Origin of the sequence: Dokdonia pacifica (assembly GCF_900188275.1) — a bacterium.
In the GTDB taxonomy this organism is placed as follows: Bacteria; Bacteroidota; Bacteroidia; order Flavobacteriales; family Flavobacteriaceae; genus Dokdonia; species Dokdonia pacifica.
In genome coordinates this window covers 322991-347839 of the sequence record NZ_FZNY01000002.1, presented here as the reverse complement: position 1 = coordinate 347839, position 24849 = coordinate 322991, and the positions used below count along the sequence as shown (strand labels likewise).

At 34.8% G+C, this 24849-nt stretch carries 20 protein-coding genes; 6 read left to right on the top strand and 14 right to left on the bottom strand.

Going from position 1 to position 24849, the window contains the following annotated elements; all coding sequences use genetic code 11:
* Window positions 1-104: 104 nt before the first annotated feature.
* The 8 genes from gldG to prfB all read right to left on the bottom strand — a co-directional run bounded on the left by gldG (window position 105) and on the right by prfB (window position 8575).
* Window positions 105-1799 carry a gliding motility-associated ABC transporter substrate-binding protein GldG gene (gene gldG / locus CHB80_RS08815; protein ID WP_089371080.1) on the bottom strand — a complete coding sequence of 565 codons (1695 nt, stop codon included), beginning with the start codon at window positions 1797-1799 and terminating at the stop codon, window positions 105-107.
* Window positions 1800-1808: 9 nt separating this feature from the next.
* Window positions 1809-2534: a gliding motility-associated ABC transporter permease subunit GldF gene (gene gldF / locus CHB80_RS08810; RefSeq protein WP_089371079.1), complete on the bottom strand. Its 726-nt coding sequence runs from the start codon at window positions 2532-2534 to the stop codon at window positions 1809-1811.
* A gap of 269 nt (window positions 2535-2803) precedes the next feature.
* Window positions 2804-3238 (bottom strand): hypothetical protein, encoded by a 435-nt coding sequence (locus CHB80_RS08805; protein WP_089371078.1) that lies wholly within the window; start codon window positions 3236-3238, stop codon window positions 2804-2806.
* A 185-nt stretch (window positions 3239-3423) separates the two neighbouring features.
* A complete protein-coding gene (locus CHB80_RS08800) occupies window positions 3424-5859 on the bottom strand; it encodes a TonB-dependent receptor domain-containing protein (protein ID WP_089371077.1) in 2436 nt (811 codons plus the stop codon).
* Between the two features lie 94 nt (window positions 5860-5953).
* Entirely contained in the window at window positions 5954-6307 is a 354-nt protein-coding gene (locus CHB80_RS08795; RefSeq protein ID WP_089371076.1) for a hypothetical protein, read from the bottom strand.
* Between the two features lie 50 nt (window positions 6308-6357).
* A complete protein-coding gene (arsC, locus tag CHB80_RS08790) occupies window positions 6358-6699 on the bottom strand; it encodes an arsenate reductase (glutaredoxin) (protein WP_089371075.1) in 342 nt (113 codons plus the stop codon).
* Window positions 6700-6768: 69 nt separating this feature from the next.
* Window positions 6769-7386, bottom strand: coding sequence for an HAD family hydrolase (locus CHB80_RS08785; RefSeq protein ID WP_089371074.1), 618 nt, complete (start codon window positions 7384-7386; stop codon window positions 6769-6771).
* A gap of 84 nt (window positions 7387-7470) precedes the next feature.
* Window positions 7471-8575, bottom strand: a protein-coding gene (gene prfB, locus CHB80_RS08780) for a peptide chain release factor 2 (protein WP_143337082.1) whose coding sequence is annotated in 2 segments (ribosomal slippage) — window positions 7471-8511 and window positions 8513-8575 — 1104 coding nt in all. Because the reading frame shifts where the segments join, the coding sequence is not laid out codon by codon here.
* Between the two features lie 185 nt (window positions 8576-8760).
* Here prfB and CHB80_RS08775 point away from each other — a divergent pair.
* From CHB80_RS08775 to CHB80_RS08760, 4 genes are all read left to right on the top strand, one after another.
* Window positions 8761-9852 (top strand): YncE family protein, encoded by a 1092-nt coding sequence (locus tag CHB80_RS08775; protein WP_089371072.1) that lies wholly within the window; start codon window positions 8761-8763, stop codon window positions 9850-9852.
* 99 nt (window positions 9853-9951) lie between these two features.
* Entirely contained in the window at window positions 9952-12351 is a 2400-nt protein-coding gene (locus CHB80_RS08770; RefSeq protein WP_089371071.1) for a zinc-dependent metalloprotease, read from the top strand.
* Between the two features lie 47 nt (window positions 12352-12398).
* A complete protein-coding gene (locus CHB80_RS08765; RefSeq protein WP_089371070.1) occupies window positions 12399-13421 on the top strand; it encodes a threonine aldolase family protein in 1023 nt (340 codons plus the stop codon).
* A 201-nt stretch (window positions 13422-13622) separates the two neighbouring features.
* Window positions 13623-14729 (top strand): OmpA family protein, encoded by a 1107-nt coding sequence (locus CHB80_RS08760; RefSeq protein WP_089371069.1) that lies wholly within the window; start codon window positions 13623-13625, stop codon window positions 14727-14729.
* 182 nt (window positions 14730-14911) lie between these two features.
* On the opposite strand, the gene CHB80_RS08755 is transcribed toward CHB80_RS08760, so the two are convergent.
* The 5 genes from CHB80_RS08755 to CHB80_RS08735 all read right to left on the bottom strand — a co-directional run bounded on the left by CHB80_RS08755 (window position 14912) and on the right by CHB80_RS08735 (window position 22042).
* Window positions 14912-16099, bottom strand: coding sequence for an aspartate aminotransferase family protein (locus tag CHB80_RS08755; RefSeq protein ID WP_089371068.1), 1188 nt, complete (start codon window positions 16097-16099; stop codon window positions 14912-14914).
* Window positions 16096-17925, bottom strand: coding sequence for an OstA-like protein (locus tag CHB80_RS08750; protein ID WP_179218119.1), 1830 nt, complete (start codon window positions 17923-17925; stop codon window positions 16096-16098). Before CHB80_RS08750 ends, CHB80_RS08755 begins: the two co-directional genes overlap by 4 nt.
* Window positions 17926-18071: 146 nt before the next feature.
* Complete coding sequence (locus CHB80_RS08745) at window positions 18072-19346, bottom strand: adenylosuccinate synthase (protein WP_089371067.1); 1275 nt, start codon at window positions 19344-19346, stop codon at window positions 18072-18074.
* Window positions 19347-19355: 9 nt separating this feature from the next.
* On the bottom strand, window positions 19356-19808 hold the full coding sequence (locus CHB80_RS08740) for a Fur family transcriptional regulator (protein WP_089371066.1): 453 nt from the start codon (window positions 19806-19808) through the stop codon (window positions 19356-19358).
* 29 nt (window positions 19809-19837) lie between these two features.
* Window positions 19838-22042, bottom strand: coding sequence for a RelA/SpoT family protein (locus CHB80_RS08735; RefSeq protein WP_089371328.1), 2205 nt, complete (start codon window positions 22040-22042; stop codon window positions 19838-19840).
* 156 nt (window positions 22043-22198) lie between these two features.
* Here CHB80_RS08735 and CHB80_RS08730 point away from each other — a divergent pair, with 156 nt between their 5' ends.
* Window positions 22199-23143: a calcium/sodium antiporter gene (locus CHB80_RS08730; protein ID WP_089371065.1), complete on the top strand. Its 945-nt coding sequence runs from the start codon at window positions 22199-22201 to the stop codon at window positions 23141-23143.
* A gap of 60 nt (window positions 23144-23203) precedes the next feature.
* Window positions 23204-23623, top strand: coding sequence for a MepB family protein (locus CHB80_RS08725; protein WP_229746858.1), 420 nt, complete (start codon window positions 23204-23206; stop codon window positions 23621-23623).
* Window positions 23624-23824: 201 nt separating this feature from the next.
* On the opposite strand, the gene CHB80_RS08720 is transcribed toward CHB80_RS08725, so the two are convergent.
* Window positions 23825-24835, bottom strand: a complete 1011-nt coding sequence (locus CHB80_RS08720) for a glutamine synthetase beta-grasp domain-containing protein (protein ID WP_089371064.1) — start codon at window positions 24833-24835, stop codon at window positions 23825-23827.
* Window positions 24836-24849: the final 14 nt, after the last annotated feature.

The window sequence follows — 24849 nt, the reverse complement described above, 5'->3', positions numbered from 1 at the left end:
AAATGCAAAATTTGAATTATTTGAAATTGGAATTTCTGATATAGAAATACCTACCTACAAATATATTTTAAATGCGACGGTCTAAGAAAGAAACTTATTAACAGCTACCTTGCGTATTTGCGTTTGCGAAGTGTAAAAAATAAAGCACCAAAAATTAAAAGTAACGCCAACGGAAGCCCTATAGTTAAGGCTTGCCACTTGTTAATGCTGTTCACAACTTTTGGAGTGTCTAGAAATGGAAGGGCAATCTCTTTGCTACGTATGTTAATAAGACCATTATCATCAAGAAGATAATTGACTGTATTTAGCAAAAACTCTTTATTTCCATATTGTTTTCGTGTAAAATAATCAAATCCTAATTCTAATGGATTTCCTTTGCTGTCTACTTCGTTTGCAATAAGATCTCCATCTGCAATCACAACCATTTTGGAAGCTTTTGTTGCGCTTTCGCGAAAGCGTATACTGTCTAAGGTAACAGGTTGAATACGGTTTTTGAAAGCAGACTCAAATTTACCTTCCAATAGTACAGCTAGTGGTTGTGTGCCTGATTGATAATCCTGTTCATTTGGCTCAATAGAAATTTCATCTAAAGAAATCTCTTTAGGAGTTCCTTCAATCTTAGTAAGAATACTAGAGGTTAATAAAACGGTCTTTTCTATGGCAGCAGTATTGTTAAGTAATTCTATCTGATTTGCATAATTAAATCGTACTGGACGTTCTATATTGGTATTGATAGGGTGTGTGTTAAAAGAAGGGGTAACCGGTTGGTAAAACCAAGGAAGTTGTTGGTACTTTGATTGGCTACCATCACCTGAAGCAAGACTTAAAGGTGCGGAGTATAAGTCTTTAACTAACACGGGGTTAATTCGGATGCCGTATTTGAAAAACTGATCATTTAAATTCAAGTTTCTAGGAAAGGCCAATGCTTTTCCATCTGGATTTCGTAAGCTGTCATTTTCCATTGCTACAGCATCAATAAGCCATAACGAATTCCCTCCATTAAGAATGTATTGATCTAATACAAACTTTTGCTCGTCTGTAAATGCTTTGGTGGGTTTTGCTACTACGACAAGATCAAAAGTATTTTGTAATGCGCGTAAAGCTCTTTCAGGATTTTTAGATACCGTACTCATAGGAAACGGAGCGATACTATAGGTTTCTCCTAGTTTACGAAACATATCTGCAATCTTAGCATCAGGAAGCTCTCCGTTATCTTTTAATACTGCAATACGCTTCGATTTAGCATTTAGTAACCTATTAAAACCATCTATAAAGGCATACTCTAGATTTTGAATAGATGCATATACAAATTGTTCTCGAGAAGCTCCAGCAATATTTTTAATAAGAGAGATGGGGATTGCTTTTCCATTATGATTTGCCGTCGCCCATGGGAAAAGCGTTTGTGTAGTTTCTTCTCCATTACGTTTTACAGTAAGTGGGAGCGGAGTCATCCCAAAACTCGCAAACTGCTGTGCAACGACATTTGCATCTGTATTATCTTCTACAGGATTCGAAATGGCAAAAGATACGTTTGGATTATAATTTGAAATTTCCTCTAATAAATAACGCGTTTCATTTTGAAGTTTTCTAAATTCAGGTTGAAGTTCTCCTTCTAAAAATACATCTATAATAAGCGGACTCTTCACTTGGGCTATAATAGCTTTTGCAGGGTCACTAAGCGTGTATCTTTTGTCTTGTGTAAGATCATAACGTTTATGGAATTGCGTCGCCACAAAGTTAATCGCTATCAATACGATGAGAGCGGGGATAATTGCAGGTATTTTTTTAAACGTTTTCACGAAAGTGGACTATCGAGTCTTTTGTAATTTACTTTTAGTTAGATATATGAAAAAGGCAATAATGCTTATAAAATAAATGAGATCTCTAGTATCTATAACACCTCTGCTTATACTATCATAATGTGTTTGCATGCCAAAATTAGTAATCCATGTTCTCAAATTTCCAGGCAAGTAACTAGCAATACCTTCAATTCCAAAATAGAATATAAAACAAAAGAGTACAGCAAGTATAAAAGCAACAATTTGATTATCTGATAGGGTAGAGGCATATATACCCATAGCACTAAAACTAGCGGCAAGAAGGACGAGGCCAAGATAGGATCCTATGGTCACTCCTATGTCTAGATTACCTACTGGATTTCCTAATTGATAGATAGCAACTACATAAATAAGTGTAGGAAGTAATGTGATGATTAATAAAAATAGTGCGCCAAAATACTTTCCTAAAACAAGTTGTAGTGTTGATATAGGTTGCGTTAATAGTAATTCTAATGTACCCGTTTTTTGCTCATCACTAAAGCTACGCATCGTAATTGCTGGAATAAGAAAAATAAAAATCCAAGGAGCTAGTTGGAAAAAAGGAGCTAAATCTGCAAAACCAGAATTGGGAATATTAAACTCACCCTCAAACACCCAAAGAAACAATCCAGTCACGACTAGGAACAAACTAATCACCAAATACCCTATTGGAGAGGCAAAAAATGAATTAATTTCTTTTTTTAGTATCGCTAGCAAAGACTCTGTTTTTAATAGGGGTTGTTTAGATTGTAAATCTAATGTAGTTTTTTTAAACTATGAAAGTTTTATTTATAAATAGTGATAATGGTATAACTTATATGTGTTGTAAATATTTTATGATCTATTTAAAAAGAATGCAAAAACCTTAATCTCATACGTAATGATGAGATTAAGGAGTACTTGATTTTAACCCGCATTGATTTTTAGCTCTAAACTATTAAGTGATGCGTAGCATTTTTTCTATTGGTTATAGATGCTTTATACAATTAGCAGCTAGTCCAATATACATAGTGATTTTCTCCAGCAAATCCCATAGAAAGCGGTTCTAACTCAGGACCCCAGCATACAAAAGTTACACAGTTGTCTTCATCGATATCCCCCATTTCGCATTGTACATCTCTCGTGGTATCTGCTTGAGTGCTTAGTGCATTAAAATCAATTTTACGATTTGACTCTCCAATTTTTTCGAAAACAGCATTCATTTCTTTTACAAAACTTTCTGGATCTTTATATCCAGTTGAAACGATTTTATTATCGTCAGTGATAGCAGCTTTATATCCATCCTCAAGAAGTTGATCAACGATCTTTTGATTTAAGGTAATGGAGTTGTCTGCCGTAGCTGTTTCTGTGTTGTTAACTTCGTCTGTTGAGCATGCAATTGCTAAAAAAAGGCATAAAAGACTTACGATTCTTAATTTCATAATTAAATAGTTTTAGAATTATTATTTGATACCCCAAAACTATATTGCGTAAGTCTTTGCTACAACTGCTCTATTCCAAGATTCATGAATAAAGAAATCGAAATTCATGAAAGCTTATCATAGATATTGAAAAATTGTAAAATACTATAATTTGAAACTAAGCTTTTTATACTTTTTTAAAAGAATTATCCTTCAAAATCTTCTTCTCCACCACCAAAGTCTCTATTAGAGCGTTCACGTTTCTTTTGTTGATTAAAACGATACGTAAATGATAAATTAATAGAACGTTCTCTAAACTGAAACTCACTCTCTCCTGGGAAAGGAAAGTTTACGGTAGATCTTCGTACTCTTGAATTAAAAATATCTCTGATGTTGAGCGCTAAAGATGCTCTATCATTGAATAAATCTTTACTAAAAGCAAAGTCTGCAGAAAAGATTCCTTCATTTTCACTTTGTGCATTTACGGATGGACCTCTATAATTGACACGTGTTTGCCAATCAATACGCCACGGAAGTGTATACTTATTATTAAGTCTAGCAGTCCAAGTAAAGTTACTAGCTCCAAAATCAATACTTTCAAATTCACCAGAAGTTTCCGAGTTAAACACATTTACATTCGCATTTATACGCCACTTTTTTGTGGGTGAGTAGGTAAGTGTAGCTTCTGCTCCAATTCTATCATTTCTTGAGAGATTTACAGGGGTTCTTGTTAAAACAGCTTCTTCTTCTCCATTTACAATCGTCGTATCTCCTGTCTCTAAGAAAACAAATTGAAAGGTATCTTCAGTACGTCTAAAGAATATAGAACCATTAAGAGTTAATGATTTGCTTATTTTATTAAGGTATCCTAGATCAACACCATTAGATAAACTTGGGTTCAGGTTAGGGTTTCCTTGAAAGAACGTAGTAGCACTTGTTCTAGATGGAAACGGATTTAAAAAGAAACCACGAGGTCTTCTAATACGTCTGTTATAACCAAAACTTACCGTCTCCTTTTCGTTTAGTTCGTAATTTAAATTTACTGTAGGGAAAAAGTTAGTAAAATCTCTACTATTAAAATCACTAACGGTCTGTTGATCAATTTCAATATCGGTATACTCCATACGTAAACCCAATAAGAAATTGAATTTATTTATTTTACTTCCGTATTGTGTGTATAGCGCATGAATATTTTCTTTAAATATTAAACTATTGGTAAGATCTGTATTTAATAACAACTCACCATTTATATTATCTTCATCTACAGTATTATCAAATACAATAAAATCAGTATCTAAATCTCTTATGTTTCCTCGATATCCAGCTTCAAATCGAGCATTGTCTCCTAGGGGTTGTACAAAATCTACTTGCGCAAAAAAGCGTTTTTGATCTTCTATGGTTTCGTTGGTTTCTAATTCAGTAGGGGTTCCAGTATTTAGCGAACTATTTCTAATATCTACAAATTCTGTTTCTTCTGAATTTTCGTATTGAAATTCTATAGAAAGATTACCATCATTTTCCCATTTCTTATCAAAATTTAAACTAAACTGTGACGTAAGGTCCTGTTCTGTTTCTGGTGCAAATCGCTGTGATAAAAAGACATCATTTCCAGAAGTTTGTGTAATGATATTTAGAGATTCATTTTCATTATCACTATCCCTAACCACTGCAGAAGCAGTAATACTTGTATTATCATCTATATAATACTCAACACCAAAATTTGCAGTAAGACCTCCACGCTCTCTAGTAAATTCTCTATCTTCAATTAAAGAACCATCGGTTTCAATACGGCTAGTAAACGTATTTCCTTCAGATCCTCTGATATTATATCCTCCTGTAGCAAAAATATTGAAGTCTCCTGTTCTATAATTGACGTTTCCAGAAATACCTCTAGTATCAAAGTTACCTATGTTTGCTGTAATAGCTCCATTTAATCCCTGTAGTTTACTGCGTCTAAGGATAATATTAAGGATTCCGGCACTTCCTTCGGCATCATATCTCGCAGAGGGAGAGGTGATCACTTCTACACGCTCTATAGATTCTGCTGGAAGCTGCCTTAATGCATCTGTACCACTTAGACCTATAAGGCCTGAAGGTTTCCCATTAATGAGAATACGTACATCACTATTACCTCTTAAAGCTACATTACCTTCTACATCTACAGTTACCGATGGAACATTATCTAATACATCAGAAACAGATGCACCCCTTACGGTAAGATCTTTTCCTATATTATAAATTTGTTTATCTAATTTATATTCTACAGTAGTTTTTTCTGCAATAACAGTAACCTCTTCTAATGTTGCAGCGTCTATCTCTAAATTAATAGTACCTAAAGAGGTATCCTTAAACAGTTTTTGTTCTTTTAATATGACAGGTTGAAAAGAGATATATTCAATTTTTATGTCGTAAACACCAGCGGGTGTTTTAATAGAGAACGAACCATCTATTGTTGTAATTCCCCCATTAACGGCTTCCGGGTTGCTTTTATTGATAAGAGTAATGGTAGCGTATTCTAATGGAATAGCACCTTCTTTGTCTTGTACGGTTCCTGATAGTGTAATCTCTTTTCCTTGTGGTGATTGCGCTTGAAGCGAAATGGTAAAAAGCATCACTAAAATGCTTATAATGGTTGGTTTCATTCTTTCTTCTAAAATTTGAATCGAAATTACTGCATAAAAAAACGCCAGTTGTTAAACTGGCGTTAATCCGAGTGTTAAACAGTAGTTAAAAGAGTTATCCTTTTCTAATGTCTTTTGCTAGTTCTTGGAACTTTGCATATTGAGCTTCATCAAGTATGTTTTTCATATTTAAATCTTCTCTGTCGTTTATTTTCTTTAGCTTCTCAGCCTTTGTCTCTGATGGCATTCCAGAAGATTGAGAAACTGTTTTTCTAGACTGAGCAAATACGCCCATAATTTTAGTTACAGAAGCAACTTGTTGAGGAGTTAAGTTTAATTTTTGAGTAAGCATCTCAACAACTCCTGTCTGTAATGCGCTTTTTACAGGTGCTTTTTGAGAAGATACCTGAGCCTGAGCAACTCCTAATCCTAGGAAACAAAGTGCTACTATTGCGATTATTTTTTTCATAATGAATTCAGTAATATTATTTAGATAGAATTTAATTTTATGGTGTGAATTTACAAAATAGATTTAATATTCAAAGGTGGACGTCCTATAATTGCTTTTTTTCCATTAACAACAATAGGTCTTTCTATTAATTTAGGATGTGTAGCAAGAGCTTTTATGATCTCAGTATCAGACAGTTCTTTTCCTTTATAGCTTTCTTTCCATATTGTTTCATTAGTGCGTACAAGTTCTATAGGTTTGATTCCCAAGGTGTCAATAAGTCGCTCTAATGTAGGAACTGGTAATTGCTCATCCATGTATTTGATAATTTGAAAAGGTTTGCCTGAAGCTTCAACAATAGCTAATCCTTCTCGACTCTTTGAACATTTTGGGTGGTGATAGATTTTAATCATAATGAGTTTGCTTTCGTGCCTGCCTGTCAATAGACAGGAAAAGCGTGCTAAAAATTAATTGGTTATTATTTATATGGTAATTCCTAAGGTTCTTAATTGTATTTCTAATGTCGGAGCATTTTTAAAATGAACTCCGGTGATTCCTACGGCTTCACAGCCTTGTACATTTGCATAGCTATCATCTATAAATACTGCTTCTTCTGCATTAATTTGATAACGGTCTAGCATAAGATTATAAATAGAAGCAAATGGTTTACGCATATTTTCGTCTCCCGACACTAAAATTCCTTCAAACCATTGTAACCATGGGAATTTTGCAATGGCTTTAGGCCAAGTTTCTCCACTCCAATTGGTTAATGCTAAGACTCTATAATTTGGATTGTCTACTAGCTTCTTTAAAATTACAAGGGTATCTTCATGTGCATATCCTAGCATTTCTTCCCAACGCCCATAATACATTTTTATGAGTGCTTCATATTCAGGAAACAAAGCTATGCGCTCTTCTGTTGCTTTGGTTATAGGGTATCCAGCATCTTGATTTACATTCCAATCCCATGCGCAAATATGTTGTAAAAACCAATCCATTTTTACTCGGTCTCCTCTAAATTCTTTTAGATATACATATTCAGGACTCCAGTCTATCAAAACACCGCCCAAATCAAATATAATTGTTTTAATCTCTTTCATAATTCTTATTACGCTTTATCGCTTTGCTCTCCCTATGGTCGTGAATCTCACAAGTTCGATTTCGCGAAAGCGTATACATTATATTTATAATTGGTCACTAGCTTCTTCTTGCCCCATTGCCATGAGGTAACTCTTCAGAAAAGCATCAATTTCTCCATCCAATACTTTTTCTGGTTGTCTGTATTCATAATTTGTACGATGATCTTTAACCCGTCTATCGTCTAGTACATAGGAACGTATTTGTGATCCCCATTCTATTTTCATTTTACTCGCTTCAATATCTTGACGTGCTTCCATTCGTTTACGTAATTCAATTTCATATAATTGCGATCGAAGCATTTGTAGGGCAGTAGCTCTATTATCATGTTGAGATCTACTATCCGAACAGGAGATTTTGATGCCGCTAGGGAAGTGGGTTAATTGTACTTTGGTTTCTACTTTATTTACATTTTGGCCACCAGCACCAGAAGATCTAGCGGTTACAATTTCATAATCTGCAGGGTTTATATCAATCTCTATCGTATCATCTACTAGCGGATACACATAAACAGATGCAAAAGATGTATGACGCTTTGCATTACTATCAAAAGGAGAAATACGTACCAGTCTGTGTACCCCATTTTCACTTTTGAGCCAGCCAAAAGCAAATTCTCCATTTATTTCTAAAGTAACCGTATTAATACCAGCTACATCACCTTCTTGAAAGTTAAGCTCTTTCACTTTGTACCCTTTCTTTTCTGACCACATTAAGTACATGCGCATAAGCATACTGGCCCAATCACATGCCTCTGTGCCTCCAGCACCCGCTGTAATTTGTAAGACAGCACTCATCTCATCTCCTTCTTCAGAAAGCATGTTTCTAAACTCAATATTCTCTAATACATCTAATGTACTATCATATTGTTTTTGAACTTCTTCTTCAGTAGCATCTCCTTCTTTTGCAAATTCATACAATACTTCTAAATCTTCCGTTTGAGATTTTGCAGTCTCATAGTCTTTTACCCATTTTTTCTTAGAACGAAGTGTTTTCATAAAAGCCTCGGCTTCTTTTGCGTTGTTCCAGAAATTTGGATCAAATGTTTTTTCTTCTTCGTTTGCTATTTCTATAAGTTTACGATCTATGTCAAAGATATCTCCTTAAGCTTGTTATACGCTCTTGGAGTGATTTTAATTGTTCTATTGTAATCATAATGGTTTAAAGTAGATATCAAAAATAAAAGATTACAATAGAATTTCAATGATTAAATGAAGATACTTATCAAGTTTTAATTTTAGAACCCATTCAAATTTCAAGTTGTAGAATTCTCTTGTGATTTTGTAATTTTCTTGAATTTCATCGACATAGCAAAGTATACTATTAAAAAAACTACTGCTATGTTACGTACATCTTATCTCTTATTATTTATTTCTTTATTTATTTTTTCTTGCACTTCAGACACTGTAGAAGAGGAGTTGCTAGTATCCAATACGACAACACTTTCTCAAACAACAGATGAGATTCAAGATCAAGAAGGTTTTCAGGAATTAGGAGAGTTTGATGGCATACGTGGCGCAGATGGTTGTACCAATGTAGTCGTTGTAAATGGATACGCTTATGCCACTTGCGGCGCTTCTATCCAAATAGCAGAAGTTGCTACAGATCAACGTAGCTCTGTTGCTATTGCTGCCGATGATATTACGGTAGACCCTGTAAATGAATTATTATTTATTCAACGAGGTACTACGATTCAAATGCTAACCTATGAAAATCCTTTTGTGCCAGAAGTTGTAGCAACAGTTTCTGCAAACTTTGCTATTTTTTCAGGATTATCTGCTGCCAATTGTGTGCTTGCTGTTTCTGGAGGTGCTGGTGGATCGAACACTCAAATTTTTAATTACTCAGCATCGCAAGGAACGTTAGAGTTAGCTACTAATGGGATTCCTATTGTAGATAACCGTACAGGAGCTCCAGATGTTTTTGTAAGGCCTGTATCTGGAGGTGCACAAGGATTTTATTCTCAAGACCTAGGAAATGTTGCAAATTGGGGAATACAAATAGTAAACTTTAATGGAGCAGGAGCGGTGTTATCAACACCAGATGTAGTGGTGTTAACTTCAGGACAATTTCAAGGACCTTTTGGAGCACCCTTTGGACCTGCTAATTTCCCAGTAGAGAGTGAATACCTTGATGGAAGCTTGTATGTCGCAAATTTTGCAGCAGAAGGAATAGAGGTCATTGATTTAGAAAATAATAATGCACTGTCTCAAATACCTCTTGGGTATGAGCCTACCAATATAGGTACAGATGGAGAATTCCTTTTTGTTGTAGGCGTGACCAATGATGAAGTAACCGTAATCGACCCTTCGTCTGCTACAGTTATTACTACTTTAGGCACTTTAACCGAGCCAACTGGTGTGGCTGCAAATGAGACACATGTAGCTGTTGCCGATCAATCATTAGGGCTCGTAGTTATTCCAAGATCATAGTTGTTTATAACTGTGTATATTTTATAGTGGAGGATTTGTAATTACGCTTTCGCGAAAGCGTACAAACCATTATCTTAGGTCTCTTCAAACATTAGAAAAATGAGAAAGACTTTACTAGTATCTATGATGGTTGTTTTTTACACTATTATAGGGAATGCACAATTCTTGGAAGGAAAAAAAGACCTTCAAACACAAGACGGGTATTTTAAGATTCATTATGATGAAAGTGCAGATAAACTATATCTTGAAGTAGATAAAATTGATCAAGAGTTTTTATATGTACATTCCTTACGTACTGGTCTTGGATCTAATGATATAGGACTTGATAGAGGACAATTAGGAGGCTCTGCTATCGTATATTTTAAGAAAGCTGGTAACAAATTACTATTAGTACAGCCTAATCAAAATTATAGAGCTAATACATCTAATGAACTAGAACGTAGATCTATAGAAGAAGCGTTTGCTACATCTGTATTATATGGCTTTCCTATAAAGGAAACAAAAGGGAATACGTTTGTAATTGACGTAACTCCATTTCTAATGGAAGATACACACGGTGTTGCTACTCGTTTAAAGTTTCAGAAAGAAGGAGGGTATAAAATAGATAAAAACCGAAGTGCTCTTGCTATGGAGCGTACTAAGAGCTTTCCGAAAAATACAGAGTTTGAAGCATTATTAACATTTAAGGGACAGCCTACAGGTAGAAATTTAAGAACAGTTGCACCAGATGCCTCTTCGGTATCTCTAGTACAACATTACTCTTTTGTAGAATTACCGGATGATGGATATACGCCTAGAGTTTTTGACCCAAGAGCTGGAAATATATCAACTAGCTTTTTGGATTATGCAACCCCAGTTCAAGAATCTATCCGTAAACGATATGCTAATAGACACCGATTAATTAAGAAAAACCCAAATGCTACTGTAAGTGAAGCTGTAGAGCCTATTATCTATTATTTGGACCCAGGAACTCCAGAGCCCGTGCGATCTGCTTTATTAGAAGGAGCGCAATGGTGGAATCAAGCTTATGAAGCAATTGGTTTTAAAGATGCTTTTCAAGTTAAGATGTTACCAGATAATGCAGATCCTATGGATTTACGTTATAATGTGATTCAATGGGTGCATCGTAGTACGCGTGGATGGAGTTATGGAGCTAGTGTTACAGATCCTCGTACTGGAGAAATTATCAAAGGACATGTAAGCTTAGGGAGTTTACGTATACGACAAGACTTTTTAATAGCTCAAGCACTTATGAATAAACCTTTTGCTCAAAGTGATGCAAATTATCAACCTATGTTGGAAATGGCATTAGCGCGTATACGACAGTTAAGTGCGCATGAAGTAGGGCATACTATTGGATTTGCACATAATTTTGCTGCTAGTCCTAATGGTAGAGCTAGTGTTATGGATTATCCTCATCCAACATTACAATTAAAAAATGGTGCTGTTGACTTTTCTGATGCATACGCAACAGGAATAGGTGCGTGGGATAAAGTAACTGTGGCCTATAGTTATGGAATTGTTCCTAATGGAATGGCAGAGCGTGAGTATTTAAACTCGGTACTTGAAACTGCCGAAAAGAATGGACTGCGTTATATCACAGATAGTGATGCAAGACCGCAAGGTGGGGCTCACTATAAAGCACACCTTTGGGATAATGGGGTACAAGCAGATAAAGAATTAGAAAATGTGTTGAAATTGCGTGCACATGCAATTTCAAATTTTTCTGTAGATAATATCCGTACAGATGAACCGTATTCAGTTTTGGAAGATGTTTTTGTTCCCTTATATTTTTATCATCGGTATCAAACGGAAGCAGCTGTTAAAATGATAGGAGGATTAGATTATAATTATGCAGTTAAAGGAGATGCTAATTTGAAGGTGACAGAAGTATTAGATGCTAAAAGTCAAAAGCAAGCTCTTGCAAGCGTACTTAAAACACTAAAAGCTGATGCACTAATGATACCTAAAGACCAGCTTTCGTTATTTCCGCCTAGAGCGCATGGGTATTATCGTACTAGAGAAAGTTTTCAAAGTAAAACGGGTGTTGCTTTTGATGCACTAGGCGCTCCAGCAACTGCTAGTGATATGACTTTAGGATTATTATTACATCCAGAACGTGCTAATCGTTTAGTACAACAAAAAGCACTAGATGCAAAACAATTAGGATTGCAAGATATGTTAGAACTGCTAGTTAAAGAGACATTAAATAGCAATGAAAAGGATGCATACAAAAATGAAGTGCAAACTACAGTTAATTATAATGTGGTGAAACATCTATTAAATCTATATGTACACCCTAATGCGATACCACAAACAAAAGCTACTGTGAAATTCGTATTACGATCTAAAATTCTTTCATCTTTAAGTATGAGTAATGCTAATGATATGAATATGATAGATCAAATCAAGAAAACATTAGATAAACCAGAAACCTTTAAGGTGATACCATCTCCAAAAATCCCAGATGGTTCTCCGATAGGATGTTTTCAAGAATAGTACGCACACGTTTATTAGAAGGATATAATTAATTTGCTATAATTTTTATGAAAATAGATTTACGATCAGATACACTTACAAAACCTACTCCAGCTATGCTGGAGTTTATGATGAAAGCAGAAGTAGGTGATGATGTATATAAAGAAGACCCATCTGTAAATGAATTAGAACGACGTATTGCAGATATGTTTGGAATGGATAGTGCTTTGTATTTCCCAACGGGGAGTATGACCAATCAAGCAGCGATAAAAATTCATACACAACCTGGTGAGCAGTTAATAGCAGATGCATATGCTCATGTATATAATTATGAAGGAGGTGGTGTTTCGTTTAATAGTGGGGTATCCTGTAAGTTATTATCAGGGAATAGAGGGATGATTACTGCATCTCAAGTAGAGGAAGCTATTAATCCACCAGATTTTTATCATAGCCCGCTTACAACATTGGTTTGCTTAGAAAACACCACAAATAAAGGGGGAGGAGCTTGTTATAATTTTGAAGAGATAAAGCGCATAAAAAACGTATGTGATCATCACGGCTTAGGATTTCATTTAGATGGTGCACGCCTATGGAATGCAATGATCGCTAAAAATGAAAACCCTAAAGATTATGGGCAGGTCTTTGATACAATTTCTGTGTGTTTGTCTAAAGGATTAGGAGCGCCAATGGGGTCTGTTTTAGTGGGGAAACAACAATTTATGGACAAAGCAATTCGGGTGCGTAAAATATTAGGAGGAGGCATGCGTCAAGTAGGCTATATGGCAGCCGCTGGGATTTATGCATTAGATCATCATTTGGATAGAATGCGTATTGACCATCAAAGAGCTAAAGCATTAGGAAATGTATTAGAAAGAATGGATGTGGTTGCTTCTGTAGAACCTATTGATACCAATATTGTGATTTTTAATCTTTCTGATAGCCCTTCTAAACAAAGATTTATTGACCAATTATCTGAAAAACAAATAACTATAAGTGACATGGGACAAGGAAAACTCCGTATAGTTACACATTTAGACTATTCTGAGTCTCATCACGAACACTTCTTGATGTTTTTACAAGGTTTTAGATAGACGATTTTCTTTCAGTTTTAACCATTAATGTAATTGTACTAGTGAAAAACAGTATGGATTGTGTTTTTTGTCGATGTTTTAGTGTATTTCACCCATGTTAAAGCTTTCTTAATTTATGTTAAAGCATATGTTAAAATGAATCATATATTTTTGTACTTTTAATATGATTTCCAACACATTAACTTTAAACTATCAATTATTATGAAGAAAATTTTATTATTATGTTCTGTTTTTGGTCTTGTTTTCGCATCTGCGAATGCACAAGATTTACCAGCAAATCCAGAACCAGGAAAATGTTATGTTCGTTGTACGACGCCTGATATTTATGAAACACAAACAGTACAAATTCAAAAGACTCCAGCTTATAAAGTATTAAAGACGGTTCCTGCTCAATACGAAACTCAAACTGAGAGAGTATTAGTTAAAGAAGCTTCTAAGCGTCTTAAAGTAATACCAGCTACGTATAAAACAGAAACAGTATCTTACGTAAAAAGCACTTCAGGATCTTCTTTAAGAATTATCCCAGCTTCTTTTGCTAATGGATCTGAAACAATTGAAACAAAGTCTGCTTATGCTCAATGGGAATTAGGTGCTCCAGCTCCTGATTGTGAGTCTAGTAATCCAGATGATTGTCGTTACTGGTGTTACAAAGGATACCCAGCAGAATATCAAACAGTTTCTATTCGTACACTAGCTGCTGATGCATCTGTACAATCTACTCCTGGTAGATCTAAAGATGCTACATATACTAAAAGAGTGGTTGATCAACCAGCACGTGTAGTAGAAGAAGAAATTCCAGCTGAGTACGCAAACATTACAAAAACGATACTTACTAAAGATGCTACTACTACAGAAGAAGTAGTTCCAGCAACGTATACTACAGTTTCTAAAGAGGTTCTTAAGCAAAAAGGAGGATTAACTACTTGGAGAGAAGTAGAGTGTGCTCTTGTAGAGTACCAAGCACTTCCTATCAACTGGAATACTAATAGTGCTACATTAACTTCTGCTGCTAAAAATATAATCGATACTCGTTTATTACCATTATTAGCTCAAAACCCAGGAGTAAAATTAGAGATTGCTTCTCATACAGATTCAAGAGGTAATGCAACTTCTAACCAAGATCTTTCTGAGCGTCGTGCACAGTCAGTAGCTAACTATTTAATTTCTAAAGGAATTAACAATAGTTTATTAGTTGCTAATGGATTTGGTGAGCGTAGACTTAAAAACAGATGTTCTGATGGAGTTTCTTGTACAGAGCGTGAGCATGCTGCAAACAGAAGAACTGAATTCCGTTTAATAAATAACTAAGATTATATTCTATATAATCAGCCAAAAGAAAAGGTGTTTCTTCATTGAAACACCTTTTTTTATTTTATATATGAATGGGGTTTTTAGTATATACTTTATCGCTTCGCTCTCCCTATGGTAGTGAACCTGCCTGCCGGCAGGTAGGTCTAGTAAGTTCGCTTTCGCGAAAGCGAATAAAATTACTATAATGATTCATGAATTTCATTGAGTATCTTCAGTAAGATACTACATCCTTCTCGAATCTCATCTTCAGAGATTGTTAATGGGGGTGTAATCCGGATAGCTCTTTCTTCAAAGAGTAACCAAAATAAAATAAGACCTTCTTCTTGACATCTTAAAATTACTTGTGTAGTAATTGCTGCGCTAGGGGTAAGTGCAGCAAGCATAAGACCTTTTCCTCTTATCTCTATAAGTAATGGGTGTATGAGTAATTTTCTAAAAAGTTGCTCTTTTTTAAGGGTGTCTTTTATTAATGAAGTTTCTGTAATTTCTCGCAAAGTTGCCAATGCAGCTGCGGCAATTACAGGGTGCCCACCAAAAGTAGTTATGTGTCCTAGTTTTGGATTGTCTGATAGCAAGTGCATATGCTCATTGGAAGCTGTAAAAGCACCAATAGGCATACCACCACCCATACCTTTTCCCATTACTAGAATATCAGGAACTACTTGATAATGCTCAAAACCAAAGAGTTTTCCAGTACGTCCAAAACCAGGTTGAATCTCATCAAGGATGAGTAAAGCACCAACAGCTTGGCAACGTTCTTTCACTTTTTTCAAAAAATTGTGTTGAGGTTCTATAAAACCAGCACCACCTTGTATAGTTTCTAATATAACAGCTGCTGTACTGGTAGTGATTCGCTCCAAGTATTTTTGACAATTAAACTTAATAAAAGATACACCACCTATAACAGGCCTAAAGGGCGCTATACGTTCTTCTTTACTCATTAAACTTAAGGCGCCATAGGAATTACCGTGATAGGCGTCTAGGGCTGCAATAATCTCACTACGTCCAGTGACTCTTCGAGCTAACTTAATAGCGCCATCTATAGCTTCTGTTCCGCTATTTACTAAATAAGTGCTATTTAATGATTCTGGTAATAATGAAGCTAATAGTTTTGATAATGCTATAGGTGCTTCTTGTGCATATTCTCCATATACCATGACATGAAGATAGGAATCTAATTGCTTTCGAATAGCCTCTTTAACTCTTGGATGTTGGTGTCCTAAACTACAAGCAGAAACACCTGCTACAAAATCTAAGTGTTTCTTTCCGTTTTTATGATAAATATAACTTCCCTTAGCATAATCTACCTCAAAGTTTAAAGGGTGAGGTGTGGTTTGTGCTTGATATTTTAGAAAATCAGATTTCATAAACGATTTGGTGATCCATCTCCTTTTTTCTTTTTCTTTTTAGGATCTAAAACTTTAGGAGTACTATCTCCTTCAGAAGAAGTTGCTTTGTTTCGATTAATCAAATACTCCCGTTGTCGCTTTGTTATTTCGTCTTCCTCCTCGGTTCCTATTTTGGGTTTGTCTTCGGCTCTGTTAGACAATTCCTTTTCCGATAAATTGGAAGCGCTTGGTGTTTCAAGTTCTCCATCTTCAGACTCTTCAAAGAAGTCGCTATCTATGATAGGTAATGGGATTCCTTGTATTTTTGTTAACGTAAATGGCGGTTCACCTTTAAAAATATCTTCTTTACTTAAAAGACGTTCATCACCACGCCATTCAAAATTTTCAAAGGTTTGCTGTTGCTTTAAAAACTGTGATTCTGGCCATATGTTACCACCTGGGTTTTTGTATTTTATAACTTCGTCTATTGCTTTATCTACAAATAAGATCGTAATAGAGGCAGATTTGCTTTTGTCAATACCTTGTAGTTCTCCATTTTCTTCACGCATATAGACAATACTCTCTGCATTATTAATAATGTTTACAGAATCTAATTGATTTTCTTTATTAAAGAAACCGTAGAGTTTTTGTCCTTTTACCTGATTATATCCGTCTATAGAGTCTTTTTGAATAATAAAAGCATTGTCAAACACTTTTAGAGAATCTAGTTTCTCAGTCACCACATCATTAATAAGGTGAATACTGTCTCCTGTTATTTGATTGGCTTCATTCCATAAGATGGGCCTGCGTATCATTTGTGTAAGCCCTGTTTTTTGATTAATATGAATAGAGTCGCATTTACCACTCATATCACTTTTAAACATACGTACATTATAATACCCTCTCACAATTCTGTTTTCAGGTTTTCCTGTCACAATAAGTTTATCCCCATGTACATAGATAGAGTCGCCTTCTTGCTCTGTAATGGCAACAGCTCTTTGTGTAATAAATACAGAGTCTTTATCTCTGTAAACTTCAGCATAATGACCTTTAATGAGACTTTTGTTTAGGGTGTCTTTTACTCTTATATTATTAGTAGCACTAGCGTAATTTCGAGTTCTATCAAAATAAAGACTATCTCCATAAACTTGCCGATTATCATAGTCTATTCGTGATTTTTTCACAAAATATCCATAATCGTTTTTAGTATCATAAAATCCTCGTTCACAATATACTTTTGAAGTTTCACTTGTGATTGTGGTAGGACCATATAGATAGGCGTGTTCTGTTTCGCTATAAAAATCTAATTGCTCACTATTGATCACATATTCAGGATTGGTTACTTCAACATTACTGATAAATGATATTTTGTCTTCTTCAAGATAATAACGTCCTATACGACTTGTGATTTTACTATTAGGCGAGGTAACTACACCTCCTGTACGATAATAAGATTGCTGTTTATTACGATCAAAGTACATGGTATCTGTAGTAACGACTGTTGTATCTTTTTTTAACCATACTTTTCCAGCTGCAAATGCAAATTTTGTATCTCCACTGTATTCTGCATATTTACTGCGCATAGAAACAGAATCTCCCTGTTTCATTTTTACATTTCCTAAAGCTTTTACAAAGTTTTCTTCTTTGTAATGAAAAGCAATATCACACCACATTTCAATACCTTCATGTGATATATATACTTGTTTTTTTCTCTTATATAAAATTACAGCACCAGGATATTCTATTTCATTCTTTTCTGTCACATCAGATTTGATGTGTATTTCTTTACGTTCTTCTTGAGTATGCGCTTTCGCGAAAGCAAAAACAGCAAAAATCAGTATAAGTATGTATTTTTTGATATGCATTGTAGCAAAAATAAACAAATTGACTTCTGAAAGCGTTAATGTGATCTCAAAAGGTAGTTAACAAAGTCTCAAAAGCGAGTTATATATTTATTAAAAAACCCGCAATGTACGATACTTGCGGGTTTTATATGATATTGAATAATACCTTATCTCATAATTGTTTGCGTACGATCTGGTCCTACAGAAACAATTTTGATAGGGGTTTCTAATTCTTTTTCTAGAAAATCTATGTATTCATTAAGGGCCTGTGGTAGTTGAGAAGCTTCTGTCATGCCTGTTAAATCTTCTTTCCAACCTTTCATTTCCTTATAAACTACGTCTACATTTTCTGGCTCAATATTATATGGTAAATGCTCTATAGTTTCTCCTTTATAGGTATAGGCTGTGCATACTTTAAGGGTTTCAAAACCTGATAATACATCACCTTTCATCATCATTAATTGGGTGACACCATTTACCTGTACTGCATATTTAAGAGCAACAAGATCTAACCATCCACAACGACGAGGACGACCCGTAGTTGCGCCAAACTCATTGCCTACACGTCCCATAGTTTCTCCATCGTTATCAAATAACTCGGTAGGGAAGGGGCCAGAGCCCACACGTGTGGTGTATGCTTTAAATATTCCAAAAACATCACCTATTTTATTAGGCGCAATTCCTAAACCTGTACATGCACCCGCAGCAGTAGTGTTAGATGATGTAACATATGGATACGTTCCAAAATCAATATCTAATAACGATCCTTGAGCACCTTCGGCAAGAATTGTTTTTCCTGATTTTTGTGCCTGATGTAAATATTCTTCAGAATCTATGAATGTAAGTTTCTTTAAAACTTTAATAGCGTCAAAAAATTCGGTCTCTAATTCTTCTAAATCGTATTCTATTTTTGCATCATAGAAATCAATCATAGAGATATGCTTTGTACGTAATGCAGTGTATCTATCTTTCCAATCAGCCAGTTCTAAATCTCCTACACGTATTCCATTACGCCCCGTTTTATCCATATATGTAGGACCAATCCCTTTAAGAGTAGATCCTATTTTTGCTTTTCCTTTAGAAGCTTCAGAAGCAGCATCTAGAAGACGATGTGTAGGTAGGATTAAGTGTGCTTTACGCGAAATCAATATTTTTGAAGTGTAATCTAATCCTTCAAACTTATCTAGGTTTTGTAATTCTCTTTTAAAAATCACTGGATCAATAACAACGCCATTCCCAATAATGTTCATTGCATTGTCATGAAAAATCCCAGATGGAATCGTATGTAATACGTGTTTTATACCATCAAATTCTAAGGTGTGCCCTGCATTTGGACCTCCTTGAAATCTAGCGATGATATCATAATCTTTGGTAAGTACGTCTACAATTTTTCCTTTTCCTTCGTCGCCCCATTGGAGCCCTAGTAGTAAGTCTACTGCCATTCGTATATATTAATTAGAGGTGTTTTTTTTTCCGTAAAAATAAAGGGAGTGTTTGTCAATTGTAATGTCAAAAACTTCTTCTATAGTCTTCTTAATAGCTTGAATACGCGGATCGCAAAATTCTATCACTTCCCCATTAGATAAAATCACATGATCATGTTGTTTGTCAAAATATGATTTCTCATATTGTGCTTGAGTGTTTCCAAATTGATGCTTACGAACCAATCCACATTCTAATAAAAGTTCTATAGTATTATAAAGAGTAGCACGGCTTACACGATAATTTTTATTTTTCATGTTGATATAAAGGGACTCTATATCGAAGTGCTCATCGTTGTTGTATATTTCCTGTAAGATAGCATAACGCTCAGGTGTTTTACGATGTCCTTTTTCTTCTAAGTATGTTGTAAAAACATTCTTTACAACCTCTTGATCTTTATTTATGGTAGAATTTACACTCATAGTGCTATTAAAGATGTAAAGTTACGGAATTATAATCGAGTGACTTTGTCAATTCCATTGATTTTTTTAAGATTATCCATTAACTTTTTAAGATGCTCTTTGTTTTGAACAATTACAGTAATATTTCCATTAAAAATACCTCCATTTGTTGTAAAACTGATACTCTTAATATTTACGTGCATATGATCTGAAATTTCTTTTGTGACTTCGTTTACGAGTCCTAAATTATCAATTCCAGTAAGCTTAATATCAACTTTATGTCCTTGTGCACTAGAATCTATCCATTTTGCGGGAATTACCCTGTAGGCATATTTGCTTCGTAAAGAAATAGCATTTGGACAATTATTTTTATGCACTTTAATGCCTTCATTGATCGTTGTAAAACCAAATACAGGATCTCCAGGTATAGGGCTACAACAATTTGAAAACTTATAATCTAATTTTTGTTCATCCGGACCAAATACAAGATCGTCATATTTGTTTGTAATTTCATCACGATCTACATTTTCAACGGTATTAGGTTTCCGTATTTTATTTTTAAAGAAACTTACAAAAGCATTACTACGTTGCGTAGCAAATTCTTTGATCATTTTATTATCAATGGTACCTATGCCTACCCTATAAAAAAGATCTAAACTTGTGTTTAATTTAAAATATGATACGAGTTCATTGATTGTTTTTTCGTTAAGCTGAATTTTTTGAGATTTTAGCTTTCGCGAAAGAATTACTTTGCCATCTTCTGCGGTTTCTTTTTTCTCGTCTTTTAAAGATGATTTAATTTTAGCTCTTGCTCTAGCTGTGGTAGCATAATCCAGCCAGTTATTTGTTGGTTTTGCTTGTTCTGATGTAATAATCTCTACTTGATCCCCACTTTTAAGTTCTTGACTTAATGGAACTAACTTTCCATTTACTCGCGCTCCTCTGGTATGTAATCCTACTTCTGTATGTACACTAAATGCAAAGTCTAGTGGAGTAGCTCCTTTAGGCAATGATTTAAGATCCCCTTGCGGTGTAAATACAAAGATTTCTTTATTGTATAAGTTGAGTTTAAAGTTTTCTACAAAATCTACTGCATTAGTATCTGGATTTTCTAATGCTTCTTGAAGTCTATTAATCCATTCATCAAGACCTTTATCTCCATCGTCACCTTGCTTGTACTTAAAATGAGCAGCATATCCTTTTTCTGCAATTTCATTCATACGTTCAGAACGAATCTGAACCTCTACCCATCTTCCTTTAAGTCCCATAACCGTAATATGAAGTGCTTCATATCCTGTAGATTTTGGAGAAGATATCCAATCTCTTAAGCGAGTAGGGTTGGGTCTAAAATGATCTGTAACAATAGAGTATATTTTCCATGCCAAAAATTTCTCATTTGCAACATCGCTTTTGTAAATAATACGAATCGCAAACTTGTCATAAATTTCATCAAAATTAATACCTTGATTGAGTATTTTACGTCGTATACTATAAATAGATTTGGGACGACCTTTGATCTCGTAGTTTAATCCTTCTAAATTAAGAGAGTCTTCAATAACCTTTTTAAAGTCTCGGATGTATTTATCTTGCTCTTCTTTACTCTCTTTGATTTTGTCTTTAATATCCTTATAGACCTCTGGTTCTGTATATTTAAGACTTAAATCTTCAAGCTCTGTTTTGATATTATAAAGTCCCATTCTATGAGCAAGAGGTGCGTATATGTATAACGTCTCACTGGAAATTTTTGCCTGTTTGTCAGGTCGCATGGCATCCATCGTTTGCATATTATGTAAACGATCTGCTATTTTAATAATAATAACACGTGGGTCGTCATTAATAGTCAATAGCATTTTTCTAAAATTCTCAGCTTGTAGAGAAACATCTCTATCCTTTTTCAAATTAGAAATTTTGGTAAGTCCATCTACAATACGAGCAACGGTCTCTCCAAAAAGCTGTTCAATATCTACAAGTGTATATTCTGTATCTTCTACAACATCGTGTAGTAATGCAGATGCTATAGAAGTAGCGTCTAACCCTATCTCACTGGCTACAATTTGTGCTACAGCAAGTGGATGAAAAATATAAGCCTCTCCAGATTTACGACGTTGATCTTTATGCGCATCTACAGCGATGTTAAAAGCCTTCCGGATCATTTTTTTATCTTCGGCAGTAAGCGTTTGATAACTGATGCGCAGTAGTTTTTTATACTGGCGTGTTAGCTCTTTGTTTTCTGCTTCTATGTACTCTTGGGTCAGTTCCATATCAATAACTAATGTACTGCTTTATATGTAATAGACAAAGCAAAAAGTATTCCCTTATTAACAATGTCATACACAAACTGATGAAAACATTAATTTTTGATATGTGTGTGACGATTACTATTTATTATCTTCGTCGCAAAGTTCATATATATGAGTATATTTTATGTCCTAATTGGATTGTTGTTATTGGTAGTAGGGGGTGAGTTTTTAGTACGTTCTTCTGTAGGGTTATCTTTTAAACTGAACCTTTCTAAGATGGTGATTGGGCTTACTGTAGTTTCTTTTGCAACATCTGCTCCAGAACTTTTAGTGAGTATACAGGCAGCATATGATGGACTTTCTGATATTGCATTAGGTAATGTAATAGGATCCAATATTGCAAATATTGGGTTGGTATTAGGAATTACAGCAATTATATCCTCTCTAGCGGTCGATCGAGATTTCTATAGATTCAATTGGCCTATAATGCTATTGTTTTCTATCGTGCTATATTTTTTATTAAAAAATGATGAGAAGCTTACGCAATTAGAAGGAATAGGATTAGTATCATGTCTCATTATATACCTTTTTGTTTTAATACGTAGAGCTCGTAAAAAGAAGGAGGTAGATGAAGATGGCGTAGATGATGGGTTGGCACAAAGTTCTTACTTCAAGATTTTTATCTGGCTGGCTATTGGTGGAACCGCATTATATTTTGGGTCAGAATGGCTGGTTAAAGGGGCAACAGAGCTCGCTAAAGCCGTAGGCGTTAGTGACTATGTGATTTCTGTAACGGTTATTGCAATAGGCACCAGCGTTCCTGAATTGGCAGCATCAGTGATAGCTGCATTAAAAAAAGAAAAAGCAATCTCGTTAGGAAACCTTATTGGGTCTAACATTTTTAATATTGCATCAGTGCTAGGTATTACCTCAATTATAAAACCTATTTCAGTGGTAGATGATGCTATTTTGTCTACAAATATTTTTTGGATGATAGGATTTGCAGTGATTCTCTTACCACTTGCATTTATCCCTAAAAGAATGCAATTATCAAGGTATAAAGGTCTTATTCTTTTTGTAGCATATATTGTATTTGTAGGCTTTACATTTTTGTAAAATGTACGCCTTTATAACTGTTTTTTGAGATGTTTAAGATATCTGGTAAATTTCAAATAAATGGATGATAATTTAAAGCAAATAAAAACAGAAGTCTACGATAGATGTGCTTTAAATATTTCAGATTTTACATTTGAATTAGAGAGTAGGGAGTATGATGCTTGTCGTTTTATGCTTAATGGGAAGCATGTTATATCTAGAAGCGCTAAGATTACTCCTAAAAAGGTTGGTCAATTTGTTACATTTTGGAAACGATATAACGATGGTCCAATAGAACCTTTTATGGATGACGATCAAATAGATTTTTTTGTTGTAAGTGTACGTTCAGACCTTGGATTTGGGCAATTTGTTTTTCCAAAATCAATACTTATTAAAAAAGGAATCATCTCAACAAAAACGAAAGACGGGAAGAGGGCTTTTCGAGTATATCCAAATTGGGATATTCCAACTAGTAAGCAAGCATATTCTACTCAGCAATAGCAATTAGACTACTTTTACGAAATAAACGCTTTGCTAGATTTGAAAATGGTTTCTAGGTTATATGTTTCAAGGTAGGTATCTAACCTATTACTTTTGTTAATAACCACTTTGTCTTCTGTATACGCTTTCGCGAAAGCGTATAAAATAAAAAACCCTGCCAGAACTACTAACAGGGTTTTTAGAATTAAATATAATAACTAATTAAATTTTTGCACTTTTTACAGTCTTAACGATACGACCTGCAATTTTGTATGGGTCACCGTTAGATGCAGGACGACGATCTTCTAACCATCCTTTCCATCCTTGTTCTACTGTGATGATTGGGATGCGAATAGATGCTCCACGATCAGATACTCCATAGCTAAAATCATGAATAGAAGCTGTTTCGTGTAATCCCGTTAAACGTTGATCGTTATAAGCTCCATATACAGCAATATGCTCTGCAGCTACAGGGCGGAATGCTTCACAAATCTTTTCATAAATCTCTTGAGATCCACATGTACGAAGTGTTGTGTTTGAGAAATTGGCATGCATACCAGATCCATTCCAATCTCCTTTTACTGGCTTAGGGTGATATTCTATATACCAACCATATTGTTCAGTAAGACGATCTAGTAAGTAACGAGCTACCCAGATTTCATCACCAGCTTTCTTAGCTCCTTTTGCAAATAATTGGAATTCCCATTGTCCAGAAGCAACCTCTTGGTTGATTCCTTCAAAGTTAAGTCCAGCAGCAATACATAAATCAGCATGCTCTTCTACAAAATCACGCCCGTGTGTATTTCTACCACCTACAGAACAGTAATACATTCCTTGAGGCCCAGGATATCCACCTACAGGAAACCCTAATGGTAACTGTGTAGCAGAATCCATAATGAAATATTCTTGCTCAAATCCAAACCAGAAATCATTATCATTATCATCAATTTGTGCTCTGTGATTAGACTCATGTGGAGTTCCGTCTGCATTTAAAACCTCAGTCATTACAAGAAACCCATTGTTACGTTGTGGGTCAGGGTAAATAGCTACCGGTTTTAATAGACAATCTGATGCTCCACCAGATGCTTGCTTTGTTGATGATCCATCAAAAGACCATATAGGACAATCTTCTAGTTTTCCGCTAAAGTCATTTACAACTTTAGTTTTACTTCTCATGTTTTGAGTTGGTGTGTATCCATCTAACCAGATGTACTCTAATTTAGATTTGCTCATTACGGCGTGTTTTT